General features: G+C 35.3%; 22 protein-coding genes. 20 read left to right on the top strand and 2 right to left on the bottom strand.

Going from position 1 to position 25,436, the window contains the following annotated elements:
* Positions 1–5: 5 nt before the first annotated feature.
* On the top strand, positions 6–1,298 hold the full coding sequence (gene pabB / locus AC1B0Z_RS05075) for an aminodeoxychorismate synthase component I (protein WP_483794476.1): 1,293 nt from the start codon (positions 6–8) through the stop codon (positions 1,296–1,298).
* A 57-nt stretch (positions 1,299–1,355) separates the two neighbouring features.
* Positions 1,356–1,970, top strand: coding sequence for a hypothetical protein (locus tag AC1B0Z_RS05070; RefSeq protein WP_483794475.1), 615 nt, complete (start codon positions 1,356–1,358; stop codon positions 1,968–1,970).
* Positions 1,971–1,991: 21 nt separating this feature from the next.
* On the opposite strand, the gene AC1B0Z_RS05065 is transcribed toward AC1B0Z_RS05070, so the two are convergent.
* Complete coding sequence (locus AC1B0Z_RS05065) at positions 1,992–2,684, bottom strand: hypothetical protein (RefSeq protein WP_483794474.1); 693 nt, start codon at positions 2,682–2,684, stop codon at positions 1,992–1,994.
* Positions 2,685–2,969: 285 nt separating this feature from the next.
* Here AC1B0Z_RS05065 and tilS point away from each other — a divergent pair, with 285 nt between their 5' ends.
* Positions 2,970–4,283 carry a tRNA lysidine(34) synthetase TilS gene (gene tilS, locus AC1B0Z_RS05060; protein ID WP_483795248.1) on the top strand — a complete coding sequence of 438 codons (1,314 nt, stop codon included), beginning with the start codon at positions 2,970–2,972 and terminating at the stop codon, positions 4,281–4,283.
* Positions 4,284–4,374: 91 nt separating this feature from the next.
* Here tilS and AC1B0Z_RS05055 read toward each other — a convergent pair whose 3' ends face one another.
* Positions 4,375–4,713, bottom strand: a complete 339-nt coding sequence (locus tag AC1B0Z_RS05055; protein WP_483794473.1) for a winged helix-turn-helix transcriptional regulator — start codon at positions 4,711–4,713, stop codon at positions 4,375–4,377.
* 101 nt (positions 4,714–4,814) lie between these two features.
* Here AC1B0Z_RS05055 and AC1B0Z_RS05050 point away from each other — a divergent pair, with 101 nt between their 5' ends.
* The 17 genes from AC1B0Z_RS05050 (at position 4,815) to AC1B0Z_RS04970 (ending at position 24,750) form a co-directional block, all read left to right on the top strand.
* Complete coding sequence (locus AC1B0Z_RS05050) at positions 4,815–5,489, top strand: NAD(P)H-dependent oxidoreductase (RefSeq protein ID WP_483794472.1); 675 nt, start codon at positions 4,815–4,817, stop codon at positions 5,487–5,489.
* A gap of 104 nt (positions 5,490–5,593) precedes the next feature.
* Positions 5,594–7,216 carry an adenine deaminase gene (ade, locus tag AC1B0Z_RS05045; RefSeq protein ID WP_483794470.1) on the top strand — a complete coding sequence of 541 codons (1,623 nt, stop codon included), beginning with the start codon at positions 5,594–5,596 and terminating at the stop codon, positions 7,214–7,216.
* Positions 7,217–7,219: 3 nt separating this feature from the next.
* Positions 7,220–8,185: a YheT family hydrolase gene (locus AC1B0Z_RS05040; RefSeq protein WP_483794469.1), complete on the top strand. Its 966-nt coding sequence runs from the start codon at positions 7,220–7,222 to the stop codon at positions 8,183–8,185.
* A gap of 87 nt (positions 8,186–8,272) precedes the next feature.
* Positions 8,273–8,734, top strand: a complete 462-nt coding sequence (locus tag AC1B0Z_RS05035; RefSeq protein ID WP_483794468.1) for a (2Fe-2S)-binding protein — start codon at positions 8,273–8,275, stop codon at positions 8,732–8,734.
* A gap of 19 nt (positions 8,735–8,753) precedes the next feature.
* A complete protein-coding gene (locus AC1B0Z_RS05030; RefSeq protein WP_483794467.1) occupies positions 8,754–10,961 on the top strand; it encodes a xanthine dehydrogenase family protein molybdopterin-binding subunit in 2,208 nt (735 codons plus the stop codon).
* Between the two features lie 8 nt (positions 10,962–10,969).
* Positions 10,970–11,986 carry an XdhC family protein gene (locus AC1B0Z_RS05025; protein ID WP_483794466.1) on the top strand — a complete coding sequence of 339 codons (1,017 nt, stop codon included), beginning with the start codon at positions 10,970–10,972 and terminating at the stop codon, positions 11,984–11,986.
* Positions 11,987–11,988: 2 nt separating this feature from the next.
* Positions 11,989–12,594: a nucleotidyltransferase family protein gene (locus AC1B0Z_RS05020; protein WP_483794465.1), complete on the top strand. Its 606-nt coding sequence runs from the start codon at positions 11,989–11,991 to the stop codon at positions 12,592–12,594.
* A 242-nt stretch (positions 12,595–12,836) separates the two neighbouring features.
* Positions 12,837–15,134: an FdhF/YdeP family oxidoreductase gene (locus AC1B0Z_RS05015; protein ID WP_483794464.1), complete on the top strand. Its 2,298-nt coding sequence runs from the start codon at positions 12,837–12,839 to the stop codon at positions 15,132–15,134.
* A gap of 146 nt (positions 15,135–15,280) precedes the next feature.
* Positions 15,281–15,694 carry a response regulator gene (locus AC1B0Z_RS05010; protein ID WP_483794462.1) on the top strand — a complete coding sequence of 138 codons (414 nt, stop codon included), beginning with the start codon at positions 15,281–15,283 and terminating at the stop codon, positions 15,692–15,694.
* Complete coding sequence (locus AC1B0Z_RS05005) at positions 15,695–16,234, top strand: heme NO-binding domain-containing protein (RefSeq protein ID WP_483794461.1); 540 nt, start codon at positions 15,695–15,697, stop codon at positions 16,232–16,234. It begins immediately after the preceding gene.
* Positions 16,234–17,445 carry a sensor histidine kinase gene (locus AC1B0Z_RS05000; protein WP_483794459.1) on the top strand — a complete coding sequence of 404 codons (1,212 nt, stop codon included), beginning with the start codon at positions 16,234–16,236 and terminating at the stop codon, positions 17,443–17,445. The genes AC1B0Z_RS05005 and AC1B0Z_RS05000 overlap by 1 nt, the downstream gene beginning before the upstream one ends.
* A gap of 3 nt (positions 17,446–17,448) precedes the next feature.
* On the top strand, positions 17,449–18,582 hold the full coding sequence (locus tag AC1B0Z_RS04995) for an FIST signal transduction protein (RefSeq protein ID WP_483794457.1): 1,134 nt from the start codon (positions 17,449–17,451) through the stop codon (positions 18,580–18,582).
* Entirely contained in the window at positions 18,582–19,631 is a 1,050-nt protein-coding gene (locus AC1B0Z_RS04990) for a sensor histidine kinase (RefSeq protein ID WP_483794456.1), read from the top strand. Before AC1B0Z_RS04995 ends, AC1B0Z_RS04990 begins: the two co-directional genes overlap by 1 nt.
* A 3-nt stretch (positions 19,632–19,634) precedes the next feature.
* Entirely contained in the window at positions 19,635–19,952 is a 318-nt protein-coding gene (locus tag AC1B0Z_RS04985) for an Hpt domain-containing protein (RefSeq protein WP_483794455.1), read from the top strand.
* 10 nt (positions 19,953–19,962) lie between these two features.
* Positions 19,963–20,673, top strand: a complete 711-nt coding sequence (locus AC1B0Z_RS04980; protein WP_483794453.1) for a LytR/AlgR family response regulator transcription factor — start codon at positions 19,963–19,965, stop codon at positions 20,671–20,673.
* A gap of 183 nt (positions 20,674–20,856) precedes the next feature.
* Positions 20,857–21,840: an integrase core domain-containing protein gene (locus AC1B0Z_RS04975; protein WP_483791788.1), complete on the top strand. Its 984-nt coding sequence runs from the start codon at positions 20,857–20,859 to the stop codon at positions 21,838–21,840.
* A 306-nt stretch (positions 21,841–22,146) separates the two neighbouring features.
* The gene (locus AC1B0Z_RS04970; RefSeq protein ID WP_483794451.1) at positions 22,147–24,750 is read left to right on the top strand and encodes a DUF6923 family protein; all 2,604 of its coding nucleotides are present in this window, start codon (positions 22,147–22,149) and stop codon (positions 24,748–24,750) included.
* The last annotated feature ends 686 nt before the right edge of the window (positions 24,751–25,436 follow it).

The raw sequence follows: 25,436 nt of genomic DNA, 5'->3' as shown, positions 1-25,436 counted from the left end.
TTTTATTGAGAACAAATTACATTCATAAATTAAAACACCCCCAAATTTTTAAAAAGCAACTATTGCTTTGGGCGCAACAGTTTGACGATGTAGTTTGGTTAGACTCTAACAATTACGAGCAGAAATTTACAAGTTATGATGCGGTTTTAGCGGTTGATGCCTTTACAAGTATAAAGACGGATTATCACCAAGGTTTTGAAAAACTCAAAGAATATCAAAACTATACAAAAGACTGGATTTTTGGTTATTTGGGTTACGATTTAAAGAATGCTGTAGAACAATTAAAATCTGAAAATTTCGATGGCCTTGGGTTCTCAGATTTATGTTTTTTTCAACCCAAAAAAGTGTTTCTGATTAAAAATAATCAAGTTGAGATTCAATACTTAAATTTTGTTTCAGATGAAATTGAAGATGATTTATTTGATATAAGACAAGCAAAAGACCTAGCAAGAGGTAAAGCGTTTTCAGATATAAAAATTAAGCTTCGCATTCATAAAGATGCCTATTTTGATAAAGTGAATGCTATGTTAGAACACATCCACCGAGGCGATATTTATGAAGCCAATTTTTGTCAGGAATTTTATGCTGAAAACACTAAAATAAACCCCTTAGAAACTTATCAAAAGCTCAATAAGATATCAAAACCACCATTTGCGTCCTTTATTAAATTTGAAGATAAATATATTTTAGGCGCTTCTCCTGAACGATACATAAAAAAAGAAGGGCAAACCATTATCTCTCAACCTATAAAAGGTACAGCAAAACGTTCTGATAATCAAGAAGAAGATGAAAGGCTAAAAACAGCTTTAGAGCACGATGAAAAAGAGCGTAGTGAAAATATAATGATTGTAGATTTGGTGCGAAACGATCTCTCTAAAACCGCGTTAAAAGGCAGTGTAAACGTACACGAATTATGCAAGATTTACACGTTTGACCAAGTGCATCAAATGGTTTCTACCATCACTTCAAAAGTTGATAACAATACACATCCTGTAGACATTATTAAAAGTACATTCCCAATGGGAAGCATGACTGGAGCACCCAAAATTTCAGCAATGCAAATTATTGAAAACCTTGAAGAAACCAAACGAGGTGTTTATTCTGGAGGCATAGGATATTTTGCACCAAATGGCGATTTCGATTTTAATGTCGTCATCCGCAGCATTCTATATAACGCAACAAAGGAATATATATCATACTCAGTTGGAGGCGCTATTACAGCCAAAAGCAATCCGATGAAAGAATACGAAGAGTGTCTGGTAAAGGCTAAGGCTATGCGTGAGGTTTTGGAGAATTAAAAAGTTCATTTCACGCAACCTTTTGCAAATTAATGTATCTTGACAAAAAACCTATCTATGAAAAAGTATTTAAAATTTGTTGCCATAGCACCACTTTTTATGGCCGTTTTGTGTGAAGAAGACCAAGAAGAGAATTGCGGATTCGAACCTCCAGAAGCCTACACGCTAAACATTGAAAATACAGCAACAACTTATGCTGTAAATGAAACCATTTGGTTAAATGCGCAGACTTCTTCCATGCTTTTAGATAATTGTTCAGAAACCGAAGAGACCGTGTTAATAACCGACAGTGAGTTATTTATTGACGGGTTATTTATTCTAAAACTTAACAATCAAACAGACATTAATGCAGAGGTGTTTACAAACGCCACTATAAATTTTGATATCGGTGAGCTTTTTACTTTTAACGCGTGTGCAGAATCTACTAATTATATACCCGAACTCACTGATGACAATCAGTTTTACCAATACAGATTAGGCGTTTCAGTTAACACACCCGGTGATTATTGTATGGTAAGCGCCTATAGTAATGCGTTTAACCTAAATACCGAAAACAACGCTCAAATATTTGAGGCTTACAACACGTTAAACGACGAAATAAAGTTTGAAAGTTGTAACACCGTATTTACCCGAACGGGAACAGACGGACATTATTTTTTTACAATAGAATAATATTTTTTTAATGTATTGAAATTAAATAAGGTGTTCCTTAAAATCTTCAATAGCCAATTCTAAAATACGTTCAACACGTCTTGCTTCAATATTTTTTACTGTCGCTATTTCATCAAAACTCAATTTACCAAAAACGAATAAATCCACAATATCAGAAACCTTAAGGGGCAACCAAGTATAGTATTTACCTAATAAATGCTTGTTGCGTTTCGTAGAAATATCAGAAATATCAAAAGCATTTTGTAACGAGGCATTATTGTCATCATACACAAAAACATGTTTGTCCTCTTGGTCCTGATGGTACGAAATATCACTTAACTCCTCATTCATAATAAAATCAAAACCTTCATCAGCAGTAAATTCTTCTTCTAAACCATCCAATTCATCTTTTAGAATAGAATCCGTACTCATCGTATTTTGATGAAACGCTTCATTTTTAAACAAATCATCTAAATCTGCATCCACAATTTTAAAAAGCTCAATTTTTATAGAAGCCGCATCAGCATCCACATTATATCCTTGCTCATAAAACTTAGCAATGCCTTCATCTATAATATCGTTAGATTTATACATGTTTTTCGGGATAATCTTTGTCGATTCTGCAATATATAAACGGTGCTTTACGTAAGCTTGTAAATGTTGTGTAGCAGAAATAACCTTCTTATCAAATGCAGTTTGCGCGGTTTTGTCGTTTAATTTATCTATCGTACACATAACTCAATTATTTAAAATTTATAGTTTAAAATTACAAAATCTCCAAAACGAGCTTATGATTTTTGTCATGCCAAAATTCATTAAAGATGCTTATATCATTAATAATTATTTGGGCGCAACCCAAAGGGTCGGGCTTTTCGTTACAAGTCCTCGCAACCACAAAAAAAATGTGGTTGCTGTGGGCTTTCCTCTGCAATCCCTTGCGCATCTATCCGCTATGGTAGTTTCTTAAAACTTTAGGCCTTTGTACCTTTGCGAGAACAAAATGAAACCGTAAATTTGATTGTGTTAAAAGATTTTCAAAATCATATTTCTAGCAAGCTGCCCTTTTTAAACAACGGCAAGCTATTAATTGCAATCTCTGGAGGTATAGATAGTGTGGTGCTAACCCATTTATGTCATAGCGCTAATTTAAATGTTGCACTAGCGCACTGCAATTTCAATTTAAGAGGTACCGAAAGTGATGCCGATGAAGACTTTGTTGTAGAACTTGCTAAAAATTTAGAAGTAGAAGTATTTACCCAACGGTTTGATACCAATAAATATGCGCAAGATAACAAACGCTCCATACAAATGGCAGCACGGGAACTGCGTTACAATTGGTTTACAGAATTAGCAGATCAATTAAAATTCGACTATATTTTAACAGCACACCACGCCGATGATAATTTAGAAACCTTTTTAATCAATTTTACACGCGGTACAGGTTTAGAAGGTTTAACAGGAATCCCAGAAATTAATGGCAAATTTGTGCGTCCGTTATTACCATTCTCAAGTGATGATATTGAAAACTACGCTAAAGCCCACAGCATTAATTGGAGAGACGATAGTAGTAACGCATCTGTTAAATACTTGCGTAATAAATTAAGGCACGAGGTAGTACCGATTCTTAAAGAAATTAATCCCAGTTTATTACAAAGTTTTCAAACCACTCTAGAAAATTTAAACGATACCGCAGATATTGTTGAAGAAAGCACTAATGCTGTACTAAAGCGTGCTATCGAAACGATGAACGAGCATTTTATAACCTTTAAAATTTCAGAATTTAAAAAGGTAAATAATCCCAAGGCTTATATGTTCGAGGTCTTTAAAAGTTTTGGTTTTACCCAGTGGAATGATTTGGTAGATTTATTGGATGCCGAAACAGGTAAACAAGTATTCTCCAATACACACAGGCTTATAAAAAATAGAGATCAGTTATTATTAAGTCCGTTTAAAGGCGCAGAAACGCCAAATACCATTAGTATTTCAGAAGATGAAACACAAAAAGAAACCCCATTTGGAACGTTGTTTTTTGAAGCGGTTAATGCAATTTCAAAAACTCATCAAAACGTCATTTACGTAGATAAAGATACCTTAAAATACCCTTTAGAGTTAAGAAAACGACAAGAAGGCGATATATTTTATCCCTTAGGCATGAAAGGTAAAAAGAAGTTAAGCAAGTATTTTAAAGACGAAAAACTATCACTGTTAGATAAAGAAAACACATGGTTACTATGTTCCGATGATGCCATTGTTTGGGTAGTTGGAAGACGAGCCGATGAGCGTTATAAAATAACAAAAAGTACAAATCAGATACTTAAAATTGAATTGAAATAATGGCGTTCACTATGAGTAGTTCAATTATCTTTTTATTTAAGATATAAGTTTGTCATTCCTGCGGAGGCAGGAATCCAAACAAATAATAACACTAAGTTTCCATCTGCGTTTCAATAACATATTCGCCCCAATCAATAATAGATTGAATTAACGGAATAACACTTTTACCAAAATCAGTTAATGTATATTCAACTTTTAAAGGTGGTTTAGAGGTGTAGACTTTACGCTTAATAAGACCATCGTTTTCCAAAGTTTTTAATTGCAAACTCAACGTACGTTCAGTAACCGATGGTATTTCCTTGCGTAGTTCGTTATACCGCAACGTTTTATCAATTAAATGGTATAAGATTACCGTTTTCCACTTACCACCAATAATTCCCATGGTTAAGCTGGTACAGCAAGGATAGGTTTTACCTTTAAATGTATACATATCTTTAATTTTTTTCTAACTATCATTTATGACCGTTATTGCAAAGATAAAATACTATACTTAAGTTTGTAACTATAAAAAGTATAGTTAAAAATTTAAATATGAAAACACCTAATATTTCAAAAGAAGCCATTTTAAATGCCTTTAATTATAGGCATGCAACAAAAGAGTTTGATGCCACTAAAAAATTATCAAAAGCCGATATAGATTTTATCTTAAAAACGGCAAATTTATCTCCAAGTTCCTTTGGTTTCGAGCCTTGGCATTTTGTAGTAGTACAAGATAAAGACTTAAGAGAATTATTAAAACCAGTAGCTTGGGGTGCTCCTGTAAAGTTAGATACCGCAAGTCACTTTATTTTAGGCTTAAGTATGAAAGCACCTATGACGAAGTGGGACTCAGATTATATCATGCACATGATGAAAGATGTAAAGCAGTTTCCGCAAGATGTGATTGAGATGTACTCTGGGTTTTATAAAAATTTTCAGAAAGAAGATTTTAATTTAGATACCGATAAAAAATTATTTGATTGGGCATCAAAGCAAACTTACATTGCATTAGCAAATATGATGACGGCCGCTGCACTAAATGGTATTGATAGTTGCCCGATTGAAGGATTTCATCAAGAAAAAACAGAAGCCTTATTGCAAGATAAATTTGGAATAGATACTAGTAAATATGGTATGTCTTATATGGTAGCCTTTGGGTATAGAAAAGAGGCGCCACCTCATGCCAAATCCAGAAGACCAATTGACGATATTGTAACTTGGAAATAGAGGTTAATACACCAGACAAAAAAGAATTAAGCGAAAGTTTAGTTCTTTTTTTTTATCCATAAAAATAACCTCGTAACTTCGTTGATATTTTACGTATTACAACAATGAAACTACTAGGGAACATAGTAGACATACCAAACAAACGTGTTTACAAAGGCGAAATTACCATAGCCAACGGTAAAATAGTTGCTATTGTAGAGAAAGCACATGATGTAGACCATTACATTATACCAGGGTTTGTAGATGCACATATTCATATAGAAAGTTCTATGTTGGTGCCTTCAGAATTTGCTAAAATAGCAGTAAAGCATGGTACTGTAGCTACAGTGTCTGATCCACACGAAATTGCCAACGTATTAGGTGTTGCTGGTGTAGAATTTATGATTGAAAACGGAAAACAAGTACCGTTTAAATTCAATTTTGGAGCACCGTCTTGTGTGCCTGCAACTAGTTTTGAATCGGCAGGAGCAGTTATAGATTCAGAAGGTATTAAAATACTATTGAAAAATCCAGATATTAAATACCTCGCAGAACTAATGAATTACCCAGGTGTAATTTTTGATGATGCAGAGGTGCTAAAAAAAATAGCTTGGGCAAAACATTACAACAAACCTGTTGATGGACACGCACCTGGAGTAAGAGGAGACGATATTACAAAATACATTAACGCGGGTATCACAACCGACCACGAATGTTTTACTTATGAAGAAGCCATAGAGAAACTCGAAAAAAGCATGAAAATTTTAATACGTGAGGGTAGTGCTGCTAAAAATTTTGAAGCCTTAATTGATTTGCTACCTGAGCATTTTGATCGTATGATGTTCTGTAGCGATGATAAACATCCAGATGATTTACTTCTTGGGCATATCAATCAATTATGTGCTAGAGCTGTTTCAAAAGGTATTGATGTTTTTAAAGTATTGCAAGCAGCATGTATAAACCCAGTAAAACACTATAACTTAGATGTTGGATTGTTGCAAGTTGGAGATGAAGCCGATTGTATTGTAGTAGAAGATTTAAATCATTTTAAAACACTTCAAACGTACATTAATGGTGAATTGGTTTTTGATATTGATACATCCTTAATTGAGCCAGTACAGTTTAAAAACTTAAATAATTTTAATTGTGAAACGAAAGATGTATCAGATTTTAAATTTATATCAACTGCAAAACAAATCCGCGTTATCGAAGCTTTAGAAGGACAACTGGTAACCAATGAACTCATAGCGGAAGCCACAGTAGAAAACGGGAATTTAGTGTCAAATATTAAAAATGATATTTTAAAAATAACTGTCGTAAATCGCTATCAAAACCAAAAACCAGCAATAGCCTTTATCAAAAACTTCGAATTAAAAGAAGGTGCCATTGCATCCTCTGTAGGGCATGATTCCCATAATATAATTGCGGTTGGAGCCTCAGATGAGGCGATTTGTAAAGCAGTTAATTTAATCATTGAAAACAAGGGAGGTATTTGTGCTGTTTCTAATTCAGATGAAAAAATACTACCGCTACCTGTAGCAGGAATTATGAGTGACAAAGATTGTGTAACAATTGGTAGCCAATATGCCGAATTAGACAAAATGGCGAAATCTTTAGGTTGTACCTTAAATGCGCCATACATGAGCTTGTCGTTTATGGCGTTATTAGTAATTCCATCTTTAAAACTAAGTGATAAAGGGCTGTTTAATGGTTCTGCGTTTCAGTTTACAAATCTTGAAGTGAGGTAAGGTATGCCAGTAGTTGAATCAAAGTACAAGCCACCTTTCTATCTTAAGAACGGATTTCTGGCTACTGTTTACTCTGGGCTCTTTAGACGTGTTTCTATCGAGCAAACCCGAGAGCGCATTACATTAAGCGATGGTGATTTTTTAGATTTGGATTGGAGCTATTCAAAAGAGAAGACTAACGCCGTTGTCATTCTGCTGCATGGGCTAGAAGGTCATGGACAACGCCCTTATATGACGGGGGCTGCGAAACACTTTAACAACAACGGTATAGACGCAATCTGCGTAAATTTTAGAGGTTGTAGTGGCGAAAATAACTTGTATTACCATAGTTATCATTCGGGGTTTACTATGGATTTGCACGCTGTGATTCAACATGCTATGACTTCAAAAGAATATTCAAAAATTTACTTGAAGGGCATTAGTTTGGGAGCTAATATTATTTTGAAGTATTTGGGAGAACATTCCGATATTCCCCAGACAGTTAAAGCAGCAATCGCTGTTTCTGTTCCTGTGGATTTATACGGGTCTTGTAAAGAACTCCATAAACTAAAAAATAAACCATTTCACGACAGGTTTTTAAAGGACTTGGTAAAGCACCTCAAGGAAAAACAACGACGTTTTCCAAATGACTTAAATGTTGAAGAAGTGAAAGGTATCAAATCTTTAGTAGAGTTTGATAATGTGTATACTTCAAAAGCTCATGGTTTTAAAGATGCTTTAGACTATTATGAGAAATGCAGCAGTTTACAGTTTTTACCAAATATAGAGATACCTACTTTAATCATCAATGCGTTGAACGATTCATTTTTATCACCAGAATGCTACCCAGTTAAGGAAGCAAAAAACAATCCTAATTTATACTTGGAAATGCCAACACATGGCGGGCATGCAGGGTTTATCGCCCCGAAGAATATTTATTACAACGAAAAACGAGCTTTAGAGTTTTGTATTGCATTTTCGCAAGATTAAGTTGTATTCGTTAATCGATTGTTAAATATTAAGCTACTAGTATAGTAGCCTATAATTTTTTTTATACCTTTTTGAAAAAATTATAATATGCCAATATTCAATTTAAAAATTAATGGGAAAACACATGCTGTTGATACTGATGCAAACATGCCATTATTATGGGTTTTAAGAGATAAAATTAATTTAGTTGGTACCAAATTTGGATGCGGTATAGGCCAATGTGGTGCTTGTACGGTTCATATAGATGGTAGTGCTATGCGTAGTTGTCTTTTGCAAGTTTCTCAATCTGAAGAAATGGAGATAACCACCATTGAAGGCCTTTCAGAACATGGAGACCATCCCGTACAACAGGCTTGGAAAGATATTGATGTGCCGCAATGTGGGTATTGTCAAGCAGGACAAATTATGACAGCTTCTGCGTTTTTAAATGAAAATCCAAATCCTTCAAACGAGGATATTAGAAATGCTATGAACGGCAATATCTGCAGATGCGCTTCATACAATAGTATAGAGGAAGCTGTCAAAGTGGCTTCGAAAAAAATGAGTTAACCCAATTATAAAAACGAATATGAAACATACATTCAATAGAAGATCATTCTTAAAAACATCAGTACTGGCAAGTGGTGGCATGTTAATTGGGTTTAATCTTTTTAATGCCTGTAAATCAGATGTAGAACCTCCTGTAGATTTAAGCGCCCTTAACTACAAGGATTTTAATGCCTACATAAAAATATCTCCTGAAGGAAAGGTTACTATATATTCCGTAAACCCAGAAATCGGACAAGGCGTAAAAACGTCAATGCCCATGATAATTGCAGAAGAGTTAGATGTGGCTTGGGACGATGTTTATGTAGTGCAAGCGCCACTAGATACAGGAAATTTTAGTAACCAAGTAGCTGGTGGTAGTCAGTCTATTCGTGGTAGTTGGCAGCCATTGCGTGAAACTGGCGCGACAGCAAAACAGATGTTGATTAATGCTGCAGCGGCAAAGTGGGGTGTTGATGCTAATACGTGCAGCGCTAAAGCAGGTGTTATTACTAATGCTAATGGTGATACTTTAGGTTATGGGGATGTTGTTGAAGCTGCCGCTATTTTAGATGTGCCAGAGGAGGTGACTTTAAAAGATCCAAAAGACTTTACCATTATAGGAAAGGGTAAAGGAAATGTGGATATTGATAAAATCATCACAGGAAAACCACTTTTCGGACTAGACTACAAAGAAGAAGGTATGGTGTATGCTTCGGTATTACGACCGCCTGCATTTGGACAAGTACTGGAATCTTTCGACGCCTCAAAAGCAAAGGCATTACCTGGTGTTATAGATGTAATAACCATTGGGGAAAAAGCAAGATCAATTTTGGGTAAAAACAAACCTAATTGGAGTGTGAAATTGAGTACTACGGACAAAGTGGTAGTAATTGGAAAAACAACTTGGGATGTTATAAAAGGTAAAAAAGCGATAACCGCTACTTGGAAAACAGACTCCGAATTGGAAAGTACTGAGGATCATGATGAAAAGCTTTTGAATTTATTACATGGTAATACATTTAAAACTAGACGAAACGATGGTAATGTAAAAAAGGCTTTTGTCAACGCAGATAAAATATTAGAGCGTGTTTACGAATCTACATTTTTGCCGCATAATACAATGGAACCCATGAATTTTTTCGCTAATGTTACTCCTGAAAAAGTACATTTAGTAGGTCCCACACAAACGCCAGAGGCTGCAGAAGGTGCTGTGGCTGCTATGTTAGGGAGGCCTGTAGAAGATATTCATGTAGATCTTACAAGAATGGGTGGTGGCTTTGGAAGACGTTTGTATAACGATTATGTTTTAGAGGCTACCGAAATTTCAGATGCTATAAAACAACCTGTAAAAATGATTTCAACCAGAGAAGATGATATGTCTACAGGAGTCTATCGTCCCGCAAGCAAATATAAAATTGCGGCTTCCATAAAGGATGGAAAACTTACGGGCTATCATTTAAAAGAAGCCTGTGTAAATGGCAATATGTATGGGTTAATTCCTAATTTCTTTCCAGCTGGTGCCTTAGAGAATTATCAAGTAGATAGTGCTAGATTAAAAAGTAATATTACTGTTGGGGCTTGGAGAGCACCATATACTAACTTTTTGGCGACTGCTGAACAAAGCTTTTTTGATGAATTGGCTGAAGAACTAGGTGTAGATCGTGTACAATTGCACATGGATTTATTAGAAAACGTTAAGAACAATCCAGAGCCAAATATAGAATACAGTCCAGAACGATTGCAAGGCGTTTTAAAAATGGTGGTTGAGAAATCCAATTGGGGTAAAGTTGCTGATGGAATTTACCAAGGGCTATCTGTTTATTATTGCCATAATACGCATGTAGCTGAGGTTGCAGATGTAATGATGGAAAACGGTGTGCCTGTTGTTAAAAAGGTAACCTGTGCCATCGATTGTGGTATTGTGGTAAATCCTTTAGGTGCCATGAATCAAGCAAAAGGTGGTGTTTTAGATGGAATAGGACATGCCATGTACGCCGATTTTAGTTTTAAGGATGGTGTACCATCTGCTAATAATTTTAATGGCTACCAATTGATTCGTATGGCACAAACACCAAAAGTAGATGTGCATTTTATTGAAAGCAATATTGCACCAACTGGACTTGGAGAGCCTACGCTTCCACCAGTAGGGGCGGCAGTTGCAAATGCTATTTACAAGGCAATGGGAATACGTTTGACTAAATTTCCATATATCAATAATATGAATGCTGAATCAAGTATAGCAGGATAAAATTTTTAATGACACACGAGTTTAAACATATTATACAGGAAGCTATTCTAGCGAAATCAAAAGGGTTAAAATCTGTTTTGGCATCCGTGGTAGATTTAGATGGATCTTCATACAGACGCCCAGGAGTAAGAATGCTCATTTTAGAAAATGGAAATATGGTAGGCGCAGTAAGTGGTGGTTGCGTGGAGAAGGAAGTGGTCATACGGGCACAATCTGTTTTTGAAACAGGACAATCCAAAATGATGACTTATGATGGCAGATATCGTTTGGGGTGCGAAGGTGTTTTATATATTTTATTGGAAGAAGTTAATGTTGAATCCTTTTTTGAAGACACTTTTTTTAAATGCTTAAGAGGCAGAAATTCTTTTGAAGTAATTTCTAAATATAAAAAATCCGAAGGTGTTTTTGAGGGAATAGGTTCTGAAGTCATTATTGGGACTATCAGATTTACTATATCAAACAAATCAGTTGAGTCTTCGGATGGCTTAGTGTTTCATCAAAATATGCCACCATGCTTTAAATTGATAATTATAGGTGCAGACCATGATGCGGTGCAGTTGTGTAAATATGCAACATTAACAGGGTGGGAAGTTACCATAGTTGCAGGTCTTTCACAAGCTAAAACAGTTGATTATTTTGAAGGTGCTAATAGTTTGATTGCAACAACACCAGAACATCTAGACGTATCAAACATTGACGATCAAACAGCTATTGTTTTAATGACACATAATTTTGCTTACGACTTACGCTATTTGGTAGCTTTACAAAATACCAACCCTAATTATATTGGCCTTTTAGGCCCTACAAAACGACGTGAAGATTTATTGTCGCAGTTTATAGAATATTGTCCAGAGATATCAGATAAATTTTTAGAATCTATCCATGGACCTGCAGGTTTAGATATCGGTTCAGAAACCCCACAAGAAATTGCTATTTCTATAGTATCTGAGATTTTATCTGTAACTCGAAATAGAGATCCTAAATCGCTAAGTGAAAAGACAGGACGTATTCACCAGAAACAATAACTTTGGATTCATCTTCAAACATTGTTATCGCTATTCTAGCAGCGGGAGGTTCATCACGAATGGGAACCCCTAAACAACTTTTAAAATGGGGAGATGTTTCATTACTACAACATGCTATAAACACTTGTAATGCTAGTTCAGCTAAAGAAATTGCGGTCGTTTTAGGAGCAAATCAAGATGCAGTTTTTTCAGAAATTAAAGATGAATCAATTGTTGTAATCATCAATAAAGATTGGCAATTGGGTTTAGGGAAATCTATAGCTTGTGCAGCACTACATTATTTAGATTCAAAAGAAAAAATAGATGGACTTTTAATTGTTTTAGCAGATCAACCTTTTGTGACGTCTTCATTTTTAAGTGAAATGATAATGAGTTTTGATGTTGGTAGAGAAAGTATTTTCACAACCAAATACAATGAAGGCAAAAAGGGTGTACCAGTATTATTTCACAAGAATTATTTTAAAGAATTATCTCAAATTTCAGGTGATGGCGGTGCCAAATCGATACTAAAAAAGTATAACAGTTTGGTTAAAACTGTAATTCCAGATTTTGATAATATGGATATTGATACTCCAGAAGATTATCAGAACCTCAATAAACCTTTATAACGTGACTTCGACATAACATTTATATAATTAGATGCTTTATTTATTGTTTTTCAGCTATTTGTCAATTTCGACAGAGAGAGGAACTAGCGACGAGAAATCTCATTCAATAGACATTCTTCCTCATTCTTCGTCTGAATGACATAGTCTTAACTTTGTAAAGTTATAACTTGTTGATTTTGAATTATAATTGTATAGAACTCACGTTTATAGTTACTTTTTATAATTTATCATATCTTAGAAGCATGAGCAAGTCATCAATAGATAAAGCCTTAACACCAGAGGCGTTTAAAAACTTAAAAATATCAAAGCCTCCAACAAATTCTGCTGGAGTTGGAGGTTTAAAAGCGGCCACAACACATGCTGTAAAATACATTAAGCCATCAAATATTTTAAAAATTACCCAAAATCTGAATCAAAAAGGTGGTTTTGATTGCCCAGGTTGCGCATGGCCAGATCCAGATGATGAGCGTTCGTCTTTGGGCGAATATTGCGAAAATGGTTTAAAAGCCATGGCAGAAGAAATGCAAAATAAACTCATTAATCGTGATTTTTTTGCTAATAAATCTGTTGATGAACTAGCAGCATTGTCAGATTTTGAAATAGGTAAATCAGGACGATTAGCAGAACCGATGTATTTACCTCATGGCGCAACACATTATCAACCCATTTCTTGGGAAGATGCTTTTGCCAAAGTTGGTGAACATTTAAATGCTTTAGACCATCCAGATGAAGCGGTGTTTTACACTTCTGGAAGAACCACAAATGAAGCAGCCTTTTTATATCAATTATTTGTCCGCGAATATGGTACTTCAAACTTGCCAGATTGTTCAAATATGTGTCATGAAGCTAGTGGGAGTGCGTTGTCTGAAACACTTGGAATAGGTAAAGGCTCAGTTGCTTTAGACGATTTGTATAAAGCAGAATTGGTTATTGTTGTTGGTCAAAATCCTGCAACAAACCATCCAAGAATGTTGTCTGCTTTAGAAAAAACTAAGAAGAATGGTGGTAAGATTATAGCGATTAATCCATTACCAGAAGTAGGATTAATGAAGTTTACAAACCCACAGAATCCAATAAAAATGTTAACGGGTGGTACAAAACTTTCAGATGTATTTGTACCGATTACTATTAATGGTGATGTGGCATTTTTTAAGGCATTATTATTAAAACTCTTAGAAAAAGAAGAAGCCACAGAAAATGTATTTGATAAAGCGTTTATTGAAGCATACACAAACGGTTTAGAGGATTTTATTTCAGATTTAAAAACGTATAATTTTGAGGAATGTTTAAAAGCATCAGGCGTTTCTAGAGACATATTTGATGATGTTTTAGACTTGGTTTTAAATAAAAACAAGATTATAATTTGTTGGGCAATGGGCTTAACACAGCACGAAAATGCAGTTGATAACATCCGAGAATTAGTGAATCTGTTATTGCTTAAAGGCAGTATAGGAAAAGAAGGCGCAGGCACATGCCCTGTTCGGGGACATTCTAATGTACAGGGCGATAGAACTGTGGGTATTTGGGAGTCTGCACCACAGGCGTTTTTAGACAAAATTGAAGCAAAGTATGGATTTAAGCCGTCTCCAAAACATGGGTATAGTGTTATTGAAGCTATTAAAGCCATGTATGAAAAGAAAGCCAAAGTATTTTTTGGCTTAGGTGGTAATTTTATTTCGGCAGTTCCAGATACAGCATATTCTGCTCAGGCTTTGGCAAATTGTAATTTAACGGTACATGTAAGTACCAAATTAAACCGTTCGCATTTAGTTACAGGAAAAGAAGCGCTCATTTTGCCATGTTTAGGTAGAGCAGAGAAAGATTATCAAAAAACAGGTATACAAACGCAAAGTGTTGAAAACTCTATGGGAGTGGTGTCTTCTACAAGGGGTGTTTTGGAGCCATGTTCCGATGCATTGATGAGTGAGGTTGCCGTGGTTTGTAGCGTTGCTCACGCCACTTTAAAGGATCGTTCTAAAATCGATTGGTTGGCATACAAAGATGACTATAATTTGGTACGGGATGACATTGCCGAGGTAGTGAATGGTTTTGAAGGTTATAACACCAAATTAAAACAACCGTCTGGATTTTATTTGCCTAATGGGGCTAGGGAGCGCAAATTTAAAACCAAAACAGGAAAGGCAAACTTCACAAAAAACAAACTCCCCAATTGGCAATTAAAGGCCGACGAGTTAATTATGATGACAATTAGAAGTCATGATCAATTCAATACCACAATTTACGGTTTAGATGACAGATATAGAGGTGTTTTTAATGAACGGCGAATTATTTTTATGAACCGAGAGGACATGAAACAACGTGGTTTACGAGAACAGGATATTGTGAATCTAAAGTCGGAATACAATGGTGTTATCCGTGAAGCTAATAACTTCAAGGTGGTGGGTTACGATATTCCAAAAAACTGTTGTGCTACGTATTTCCCTGAAACCAATGTGCTAGTGCCTCTTGATAGTTTTGCGCATACTGCGAAGACTCCGGCTTCAAAAAGTGTTCGGATTATTGTTGAACATGCAAAATAATTTTATGGATACACTACTTAAAATTTTTTTTTAAACCATTCGTCTACACTTAAAGTCCATTCGTCTACACTTGTTTTCTGTTCACCTTGTTAAGAGATTGAAAGTTACTTTGTTTAATTAACTTCACTAACTAAAACAGGAGAGACATGGCAAACATACTTAACTTACTACTTATTGAAGACGACATGATAGAAGTGATGAAATTAAACAGAACAATTTCAAAACTCAATCTTCCTCATAAGATAATAGAAGCCAATAATGGTGAGGAAGCCTTAAAAATTTTACAAAACAAAGCAGATTTACCTGACATAATTTTATTAGATTTGAATATGCCTAAGCTAAATGGTATAGAGTTTTTAAGTATTCTGAAAAATGATAGTGTCTTAAAATATATTCCAACCATAATTTTAACGACTTCTAACAATCAAAATGATTTATTAGAATGTTATAAAATAGGAATTGCTGGTTATGTTTTAAAACCATTAAAATACGAAGACTACGTATTGAAAATTGAAAAGTTATTAGGATATTGGAGCATTAACGAGTTAAAGAAAGTATAGATGAAAGGTATAATATTTACAGAGTTTTTAGATTTAGTTGAGGATAAATTTGGATTGGAGATGGTTGATAAAATTATAAATCAATCCGATTTGCAATCAGAAGGTATTTACACTTCCGTTGGTACTTATGAGTTTAATGAAATGCTTCAACTTATTTCCCATCTCAGCAAAAATACCGACATATCAGTAGATGATTTGCTCATGGTTTATGCTGAACACTTGTTTGCTGCTTTGATAAAAACACATCCAAATTTAGTGAGTCATTACCAAGACCCAATGGATTTGATAGCATCTATAGAAAATCATATTCATGTTGAAGTAAAAAAGATATATCCTGACGCTCAATTACCAACATTTGATCTAGAAGAGCGTACTGAAACAAAAATGGTAATGGTGTATAAATCTGATAGAGCACTATACATGCTTGGTAAGGGATTGATGCTAGAAACATTTAAGTTATTTAAAGTACCAGTGCATATTGAATATGAAAAGCTTAATTCAGCTGGTACAGAGGTAAGGTTTGTAATTAACAAAAACTAATGAGTCAAGAAAAAATTGACATGTTACAGCGTGCATTAGTACGCGAAAAAGCTGCTCGTAAACAGGCTGAGAAAATCTTGGAAAGTAAATCGGCCGAATTATATGAAGCCAAACAAAAATTAGAGAAGTCTTATTCTGAATTAGAGGCACTACTCAACAAAACAGATTCTCAATTACAAGGTGTTTTCGAAAATATAGTAGACGCTTACGTAATAATGGATTTAATGGGTAATATTCTTAAAATGAATGATGCTGCGGTTAGCTTATTGGGTTTTGAAAATTCAAATGTTGAGTTTAATCTTCTTGAAATGGCGCATCCCGATGAAATAGAACGTGTTGCAGAATCATTTCAATCCTTAATGAGCAATGGTACACTCACTGATTTTGATGTTAATATTATTACCCAAAAAAAGGAAAAAAAGCTAGTTCATATCAATGCTAGTATTATTTATGATGAAGGACAACCAGTTGCTGCACAAGGTATAGTTAGAGACATTACAGAAGTAAATAGCCTACAGATACAAAAGGAAAACCTCCTTAAAAAATTAGAAAAAAGCAATAACGAACTCCAAGAATATGCCCATATCGTTTCACATGATTTAAAATCACCATTAAGAAGTATTGATGCTTTGGTCAATTGGATTAAGGAAGATAATAAGGATAAACTAGATGAAGTAAGTCTCCAAAATTTTGATCTCATTGAAACTACCTTAGAAAAAATGGAACAGCTCATTTCTGATGTACTAACCTATTCTAGTGTAAGTACAGAAACATTAGAAAAACAAACTGTTGATTTGCATGAGCTGGTAACAGACTTAAAATCTATTTTATATGTTCCAGACCATGTATCTATTTCAGTTTTGAATCCACTTCCGAAAATTGAAGGCGAAAAAGTTAAACTACAGCAATTATTTCAAAATTTAATTAGTAATGCTATTAAATTTATAGATAAAGACCTCGGGTTAGTTGAAATAGATGTTAACGATCATGATACACATTATCAATTCTCAGTTAAGGATAATGGAATTGGTATTGAGGAAAAGTTTCACGATAAAATTTTCAAAATATTTCATGCGCTTAACAAGAGTAAAGATTCAACAGGTATAGGGCTTTCCATTGTTAAAAAAATTGTGGATTTACACGAAGGCCAAATTTGGTTAGAAAGTAAACCTAATGAGGGTACTACATTCTTTTTTACACTAAAAAAATAGTATATGAAAATAGTACAATTAAAAAAATATAAAGATTCAGCTTGGGAATATTTATCGCCTAAGCTAACCCTTGCAAAACCGCTAGTGTTGGTTTTAGGTAACAGATATATGCTAGAAAATGACACTATTTTTGAAGAGGTGAAAACACTATTTCCTGATGGCGCCATAGTTATGGGTTCTACAAGTGGCGATATTACATCAAATAGGGTTGATGACAATAGTGTAACAGTTACTGCCGTAGAGTTTGAAAAAACAGAATTTTTAATTAAAACTAGTAATGTTTTAAGCTCAGATTTAGATAGTTATAAAACTGGGGTAAGCTTATTAAAGCAATTTCCAGAAGAAGGATTAAAATATGTTTTTGTATTATCCGAAGGAAGTTTTATAAATGGGAGTGAGCTAACCAAGGGGATGAATGCATCCGTACAAGATAATATTTTAATAACTGGTGGGTTATGCGGTGATGCTGCACGTTTTGAAAAAACTTTAGCAGGCTATAACGAAAACCCAAAACCAGGAGAGATTATAGCTATAGGATTTTATGGAGAAACCTTTGAAGCTTCGTTTTCAATCCATGGTGGATGGACACCATTTGGTCCAGAACGTGTGGTAACAAAATCAGAGTCTAATGTGCTATATGAGTTAGATAATAAACCTGCACTAGATTTATATAAGAAATATTTAGGAGAAAAATCTAATGAGCTACCAGCAGCTGCATTATTGTACCCATTAAATGTAAAATCTACAGAAGAAAAACAATCTTTTGTGCGCACTATTTTGAATATAAATGAAGACGATAATACAATGATTCTCGCTGGGGATATCCCTGAAAATTCCAAGGTTCAGCTCATGATGACTAATGTAGATAACATTGCAAATGCATCAGAACGAGCAGCAAAACAAGCTTTAGAAGTAAGAAATAATAAACCGCAATTGGCGTTATTAGTAAGCTGCATAGGCAGAAAGTTAGTTTTAGACCAGCGCGTTGAAGAAGAAATTGAAGAGGTTGTTGCAGTAGTGGGTGATAATACTACTATATGCGGGTTTTATTCCTATGGAGAGATAGCACCCTTCCACGGTGAGAAAAATTGCCAATTGCACAATCAAACGATGACTATAACGCTATTAAGTGAATAATGAACTCGTTACTAAAGCGACAAATACGTAAATATCTATCAGAAGAACAGGCCTCTTCACAGGAGATGGCAGAATTCCTAGATGCAGTAAATCGGTCTTATACCAATTTTGACGAACAATACGTCATGCAGCAAAGAGCTATGTCAATTAGTTCAGAAGAATTGTTTGTTGCTAACGAACAATTAAAGCAAGAAGCTCAAGCTCAAAAAGCATTTATTGATAAGCTAAAACACGTTATAGAAACCCTTAAGTTTTATGAGCTACCTAGTAGTTCAAGTTTAGATAATGTAGACCTAGATGGTTTAAAATTGGTTGAATTTATAGATAATCAAACCAAGGAAATCGTTAAAATGAATAAGCAGCGTGAAAAGTTGCTTGAAGAACTAGGGCATCAAAATCAAGAGCTAAGTGATTATGCGCACATGGTATCCCATGATTTAAAATCGCCGCTTCGAAGTATAGATGCATTAACGGCTTGGATAAGTGAAGACTATAAAGATAAGCTAGATGAGAATGGACGTGAAAGTTTAACACTCATTAGAAATAATGTTGAAAAAATGGATACGCTAATTAGCGGTATTTTAGATTATTCAACCATTAATAAAAATCAAACTGAAGTTTACGATGTTGATATTGATAAACTAGTTGAAAACATTATAACTACTATGTTGATACCACAACATATTACGATAGTTAAAGATGATAAGCTACCCCTAGTAAAAGGTGACAAATTTAGATTACAACAGCTCTTTCAAAACCTAATTGATAATGCTGTAAAGTATAATGATAAATCTCAAGGAAGGATAGAAATAGGAGTGGAAGATGATAATTCCTTTTGGAAGTTTTTTGTAAAAGATAACGGTAAAGGTATTGAAAAGACATACTTTGATAAAATATTCAAAACATTTCAAAAATTAGAGAATAATCCTGAATCTTCGGGAATTGGACTATCAATTGTAAAAAAAATAGTGACACTTTATGGTGGTGAAATTTGGGTAGAGTCTAAACTAGAAAGCGGCACAACATTTTATTTCACCTTAAAAAAATAATTCATGGAACAACCCAATCTGTCGTATATCAATGAGCTCTCTGGAGGAGACGAAAGTTTTAAGAATAAGCTAATTGCGATTATAAAAAAGGAATTTCCCGAAGAAAAAGAAGTGTATTTTAAGAATATACAGGCCAAAGATTTTAAAGCTTCAGCAGAAAATGTACACAAACTTAAACATAAAATTAGTATTTTAGGGCTTGAAAAAAGTTATGAGATAGCGGAGCGTTACGAGGATAACCTTAAAGAAAATAACACTTCTGGAGAAGAAGCGTTTAACGATATTCTTGAAACGATAACAGACTATCTGGCGACTTTGTAAAGCCACCTGCATGAACTGTATTATTATTGATGACGAAGCCACAGCAAGAACCATTCTTGCTCAATTGTGTTCTAATGTCCCCAGCTTAAATATCTTAGAAGAGTTTCCAAACGCTATTCAGGCTATTAAATACTTAAATCAGAATGAGGTCGATTTAATTTTTCTGGATATTCACATGCCTGATTTTACGGGCTTTGATTTCATTGAAACCATTAAAAATCCGCCTAAAATTATATTAACTACATCAGATTCTAACTTTGCTATTCAAGCTTTTGAATACGATTGTATTGTCGATTATTTAGTAAAACCAATAACACCAGAGCGTTTTCAAAAGGCAGTACAAAAAGCGGAATCGGTAAGCACAACAGCAGCTAAAACCTCCGAAAATGATAAGGTAGAAACGACTTCGGGTAACGATCTTTACGTCAATATCGACAGACGTTTAATTAAGATTGATATCCCTACTATCTATTTAATAGAAGCCAAAGGCGATTACATTCACGTAAAAACCGAGGAAAAGAATTATACCGTACATTCTACATTAAAGAAAATAGAGGAGAAGCTGCCCAAAGATCTCTTTTTAAAAGTACATCGATCTTATGTTATCAATGTTCAAAAAATCATTGATATAGAGGATAATAGCGTCCTTATTAAAAAAGATGTTATTCCCGTAAGTCGCTCCAATAGACCAGAATTGATGAAACGGCTTAATTTGCTTTAGCATTAGTAGTCATTTCGACAAAAGGAGAAATCACATAGAATTTTGAAGTATATAGGTTCTAAATAATGTGATGTCTCACATGCGTTCGACATGACAAAGGGCTTCAATTTAAATGATCAGAGTCATTTCTGTAGAAGTCAACTAATTCGATGACAGAATTAACCAAGAGATTAATTTTGTTCCATGAGAAATAACAACGACGACCTAACCTTAAAACGCAATTACCTCCAGAAATACCAGTTTTTGATTAGTGAGTATGAACTGGTGAAGAACAAGTGCCATCCCAGGTATCGATATGTCAAGGATTTTCATGAGGCCAATGGCACTGATCGACGAAGCTTTTTAAAATATTACAATAGGTTCAAGCAAAGCGGAAAAGCAGAAGACCTGTTGCCCCAGAAGCGTGGGCCAAAGTGGAAGAGCAGAAGGCCTCTGCCCTTTATTGAGCAAAAAGTCATAGCGTTAAGAAAGCAGGGGAACAACAAATACGAGATTAGTTGTATTTTAAAGCCCCAATTAAGACAGTTTACCCCATCGCCATCTGGAGTATATAACATCACCAAGCGCTATGGGCTAAACAAGCTAACACCAAAGATGCAATCCAACAAACGACGTATCATAAAAGAAAAGGCTGGGGAACTGGCACACATAGACACACATTATCTCCCAAAAGGTATCGTAGCCAAAGAACCTAAAAAACGGTATTATCTGTACGGTATCATAGACTCGTGCACCCGTGTGGCATGGGTAGAACTTACAGAAGACCTAACCGCGTTAACAACCATGTTTGCGGGACTTAGAAGCTTCAATATCCTTTCTGAACATTACAATATAAAGTTCAGGGAGGCTCTTACGGACAATGGACCCGAATTCGGGCAGAAACAAAGTAAATCAAAGCATAACCACGCCTTTGAGCGGATGCTGTCCGAACTTGGGGTCAAACATAGATATATAAGACCCTATAGGCCACAGACCAACGGAAAAATTGAACGCTTTTGGAGAACCATTGAGGACGACCTAATAAGAGAGACATATTTCGAATCCAAAGAACATCTAAAAGAGGAAATATTACAATACCTTTACTATTATAACGAGGAAAGGCCTCACCAAAGTTTAAATGGTAAAGCTCCTAACAAGTTTAACAAAAATTGTCCTCGAATTAGTTAACCTTTACAATTTCGACGCTAGGAGAAATCACATAATTCAGTTATTCTTAATTCTTATGAGATGTCTCAATCGTGCCTCATATCGACATGACTAACGTTACTCAGTTTAAGTATATAGTCACCGAGTCATTTCGACGACAGGAGAAATCACATCACACTTTTCCTAAAATAAAGAGAAACTTCAGACCTAAATAAAAAAAGCTAAACACCTTAAAACAACCATTCGTCTACACAAAATTTTCATCCACCGAAAAACAAAAAAATCACAGCATTAAGCAACTAGTTTTGTGGTATAAATTAATATATCATGAAAAAATTATTACTATTATGTGTTATCATTATTTGTTTTAAACACATTAACGCGCAGGTTGGAGCATCAACCCAAGACCAACCTTTTAATTGCGACTATAACGCCTACTTATTCCAGTATAACGATGTGTATGCCATTGATTTGGCTTCCGGAAATTCGTATGCGGTTGCTATGGATATCACTGAAGGCACTATTAACGCAGCCGCTTATAATCCGGCAGACGGTTATATTTGGGGGTCACTAAGTTTTCCTTCAAAATCGATAGTACGTATAGGAAAGGACTTTTCTACACTTACCTTTTATGTGGATGAACTGCCTGATAGCGGACGCTATATTGGCGATGTAAGTGCAGATGGCATATATTATCTTAAAGGCGGCGGAACCGAATATTATGCTATCGATGTAAACCCAGAATCCGATAATTACGGTCAGCACATCGCTACCTCAGATTTACCAAAGAGTATCAGTATCCACGATTGGGCATTTAATGCTGTAGATGGAATGTTATACACCGTTGAAAAAAAGACAAACTTTTTATACAGAATAGATATAAAAACTGGTGCGATGACCAACTTAGGCGAAGTGCCAATTCTTTCAGGATTAAACTATACGTATGGCGCAGTTTATTTTGATGCTGACGGTCGTTTTTATGTGTCAGCAAATCAAACAGGAACCATTTATGTCATTCAAAATGTGCAAGATGTAAATAGTGCAGCGGATATGGAATCTAATTTATTTGCTTTCGGGCCATCAAGTTCTCAAAATGATGGGGCACGTTGTCCAACAGCACCAGTACCACAAGAAGACTGTACCAATGGTATTGATGATGATGGTGATGGATTAATCGATTGCGAAGACCCTTCATGTTCAGGATATGCCGATTGTCCAGTAATAGAAGTATCTTCATCTTCAAGTGCAAATGCAGGAGGTTTAGAAAGTAATAACAGACTTTCAGAATTAATCAACAAACGCAACTTTAACCGTGCAAAACTGAACTATAAATTCAGTAAAACAACTGCGAAACGTCTATCTAAAAAATCCACTTATGGTAAGCGTATGATGGGTAAAAACGGAGGCTTCCTATTAACAGACTTCATTCCTTTAGATGTCATTAACGAAGACCAGGTGATCGAGTCCTCTCCAAGAGATTTAATCGGTATTACCAATGCTAAAGATTTGTATTCAGTAGACTATTTAAAAAACGGAGAAGCCGTAGGGTCTGTAATGGTTTTAGAAACAGAAAAAGGTGTTTACGAGCATACAAAATACATCTGCGATAGACTGTTAGGCGCAAAATTAATATCCGTATCTACTATTGAAATTAAGGAACAACAATTCATAAAAGCACTCATCCAGAATATAGATGGCTCTTTAGAATTCGTATTGAGTTTATCAGCAAAAGCCACCGATGGAAATACCAATTTCGGTATAGAAAGCCACTGGAATTTAGATAAATACCAAAAAGACGTACCGTTTTACAATTTCCAAATATGGTCTAGCTCACTAGATAATTTAATAAAGTTAGGTGAAGAAGTAGTAAGCCTGTTAGAAGGTCAAAAACCAGTAACACGTTATAACAACTCAACACCACCAACCGTATTTGTACGTCAAGGAAAATACCATAACGGAAAGTTAGATTTACAAATAGTAAATACCAACAGCACCGAAGCGGTACAATTTGATGGCGGAGTACGTAACACAGAAACCGATACCGTAGAATTTGTAACAACCAATATCGATTTAAACGGAAACTACATTTCAAATATAGAAGTAGATGCAGGCAACCTATTTGATGTAGGTTTCAGAATAGGCGATGGTACAAACACACCAGATGATTTATTTCTATCAGACGGTCCTTGGGGATACGACGATGCAAAAGCCAATGTAACACGTTTTGATGTCGCCACCAACGATGAAACGTTTGAAACTGATGCCTATGCAGTAGAACGTAACATCACTTTAGAAGCTACAACCAACGATTATGTAGCCGTATATCGTGCGCTTACACCAAAATTCAACCCCATAGATTTGTCGGCGTACAACAGTTTAAAACTAAATGCAAAAGGCACAGGCACACTAGTAGTACGTTTGGTAAAAGAAAGTGTGAATAATTGGGAAGCACAGTATAAAACCACAATCCAGTTAACAGAAACTATGTCGGGGTACACCTTACCATTCTCAGCATTCACATCCATCACAGGAACCGAAATGCAAGTAAACGATGTTACCTCAATCGTATACACCATGCTAACCGATACAGGCAATGTAGAAACCAAAACACTAATGCTAGAGCAGGTACACTTTGCAAACAGTAGCACCTTGTCGGTAAACACTATCGAAGAAAATGGGATACAAACCCAAGCCACACCCAACCCAATGCGCTTAAGCACAAGCATACAGTTTCAAGCACCAGTAAGCGAAACGTTAAATGTACACCTATACAACCAGCTAGGGCGTTTAGTAAGCACCATTCCGGTAACAGCGGTAAGAGGCGCAAATACCGTAACCGTAAAACGTGGCAACCTAAGTTCAGGTATGTATTTCGTAAAAATATCAGGTAGCCAAACCACCTATAACACCCTAAAACTACTCATAGAATAATTAATAGCAAATTTTCTAAAGTAGCCAGAGCGGAAGACATTAGTTTTTCGCTCTTTTTTTTATGGATGTACTTGTTGTGATAACGATTTGGGCGTTCCCTCCGCTTTGGCTCCGGTCGGGCTTTCCGCTATATCTTTTTAATGCGTCATTGCGAGGAGTAGGCGACGTGGCAATCTTTTACATTACAGTTCAAAAGCTAATTTTTTTCTAACCAAGCATTAAAAAGGATGCCGCTGCAATCCCTAACGCGGTGCAGAACAAACCTGAAACATAGGATATCATATTCAAAATACCTCATAATTCAAACACCGCAAGTCATGTCGACATGAGGAGCGATTGAGACATCACATAGGAGTAAGCAGGGGCTATTGCCAAAATAATGCGATTTCTCACATAAGTTCGAAATGACTAGAAATGTCAAATAAAGCAACGTTAGTCATGTCGACATGAGTCACGATTGAGACATCACACAAGAGTAAGCACGAGTGGTTGTCAAAACAATGCGATTTCTCACATAAGTTCGAAATGACTAGGAATATTAAATCAAGACAGGTTAGTCATGTCGACATGAGGCACGATTGAGACATCACATAACAGTAAGGAATAATCGTTAGCAAAACAATGTGATTTCTCACATAAGTTCGAAATGACTAGGAATGTCAAATCAAGACATGTTAGTCATGTCG

The organism is Hyunsoonleella sp. J2K-J805 (genome assembly GCF_057167125.1).
Note: the sequence above shows the minus strand (reverse complement) of the source record. Positions and strands in the feature narration are given on the sequence as shown.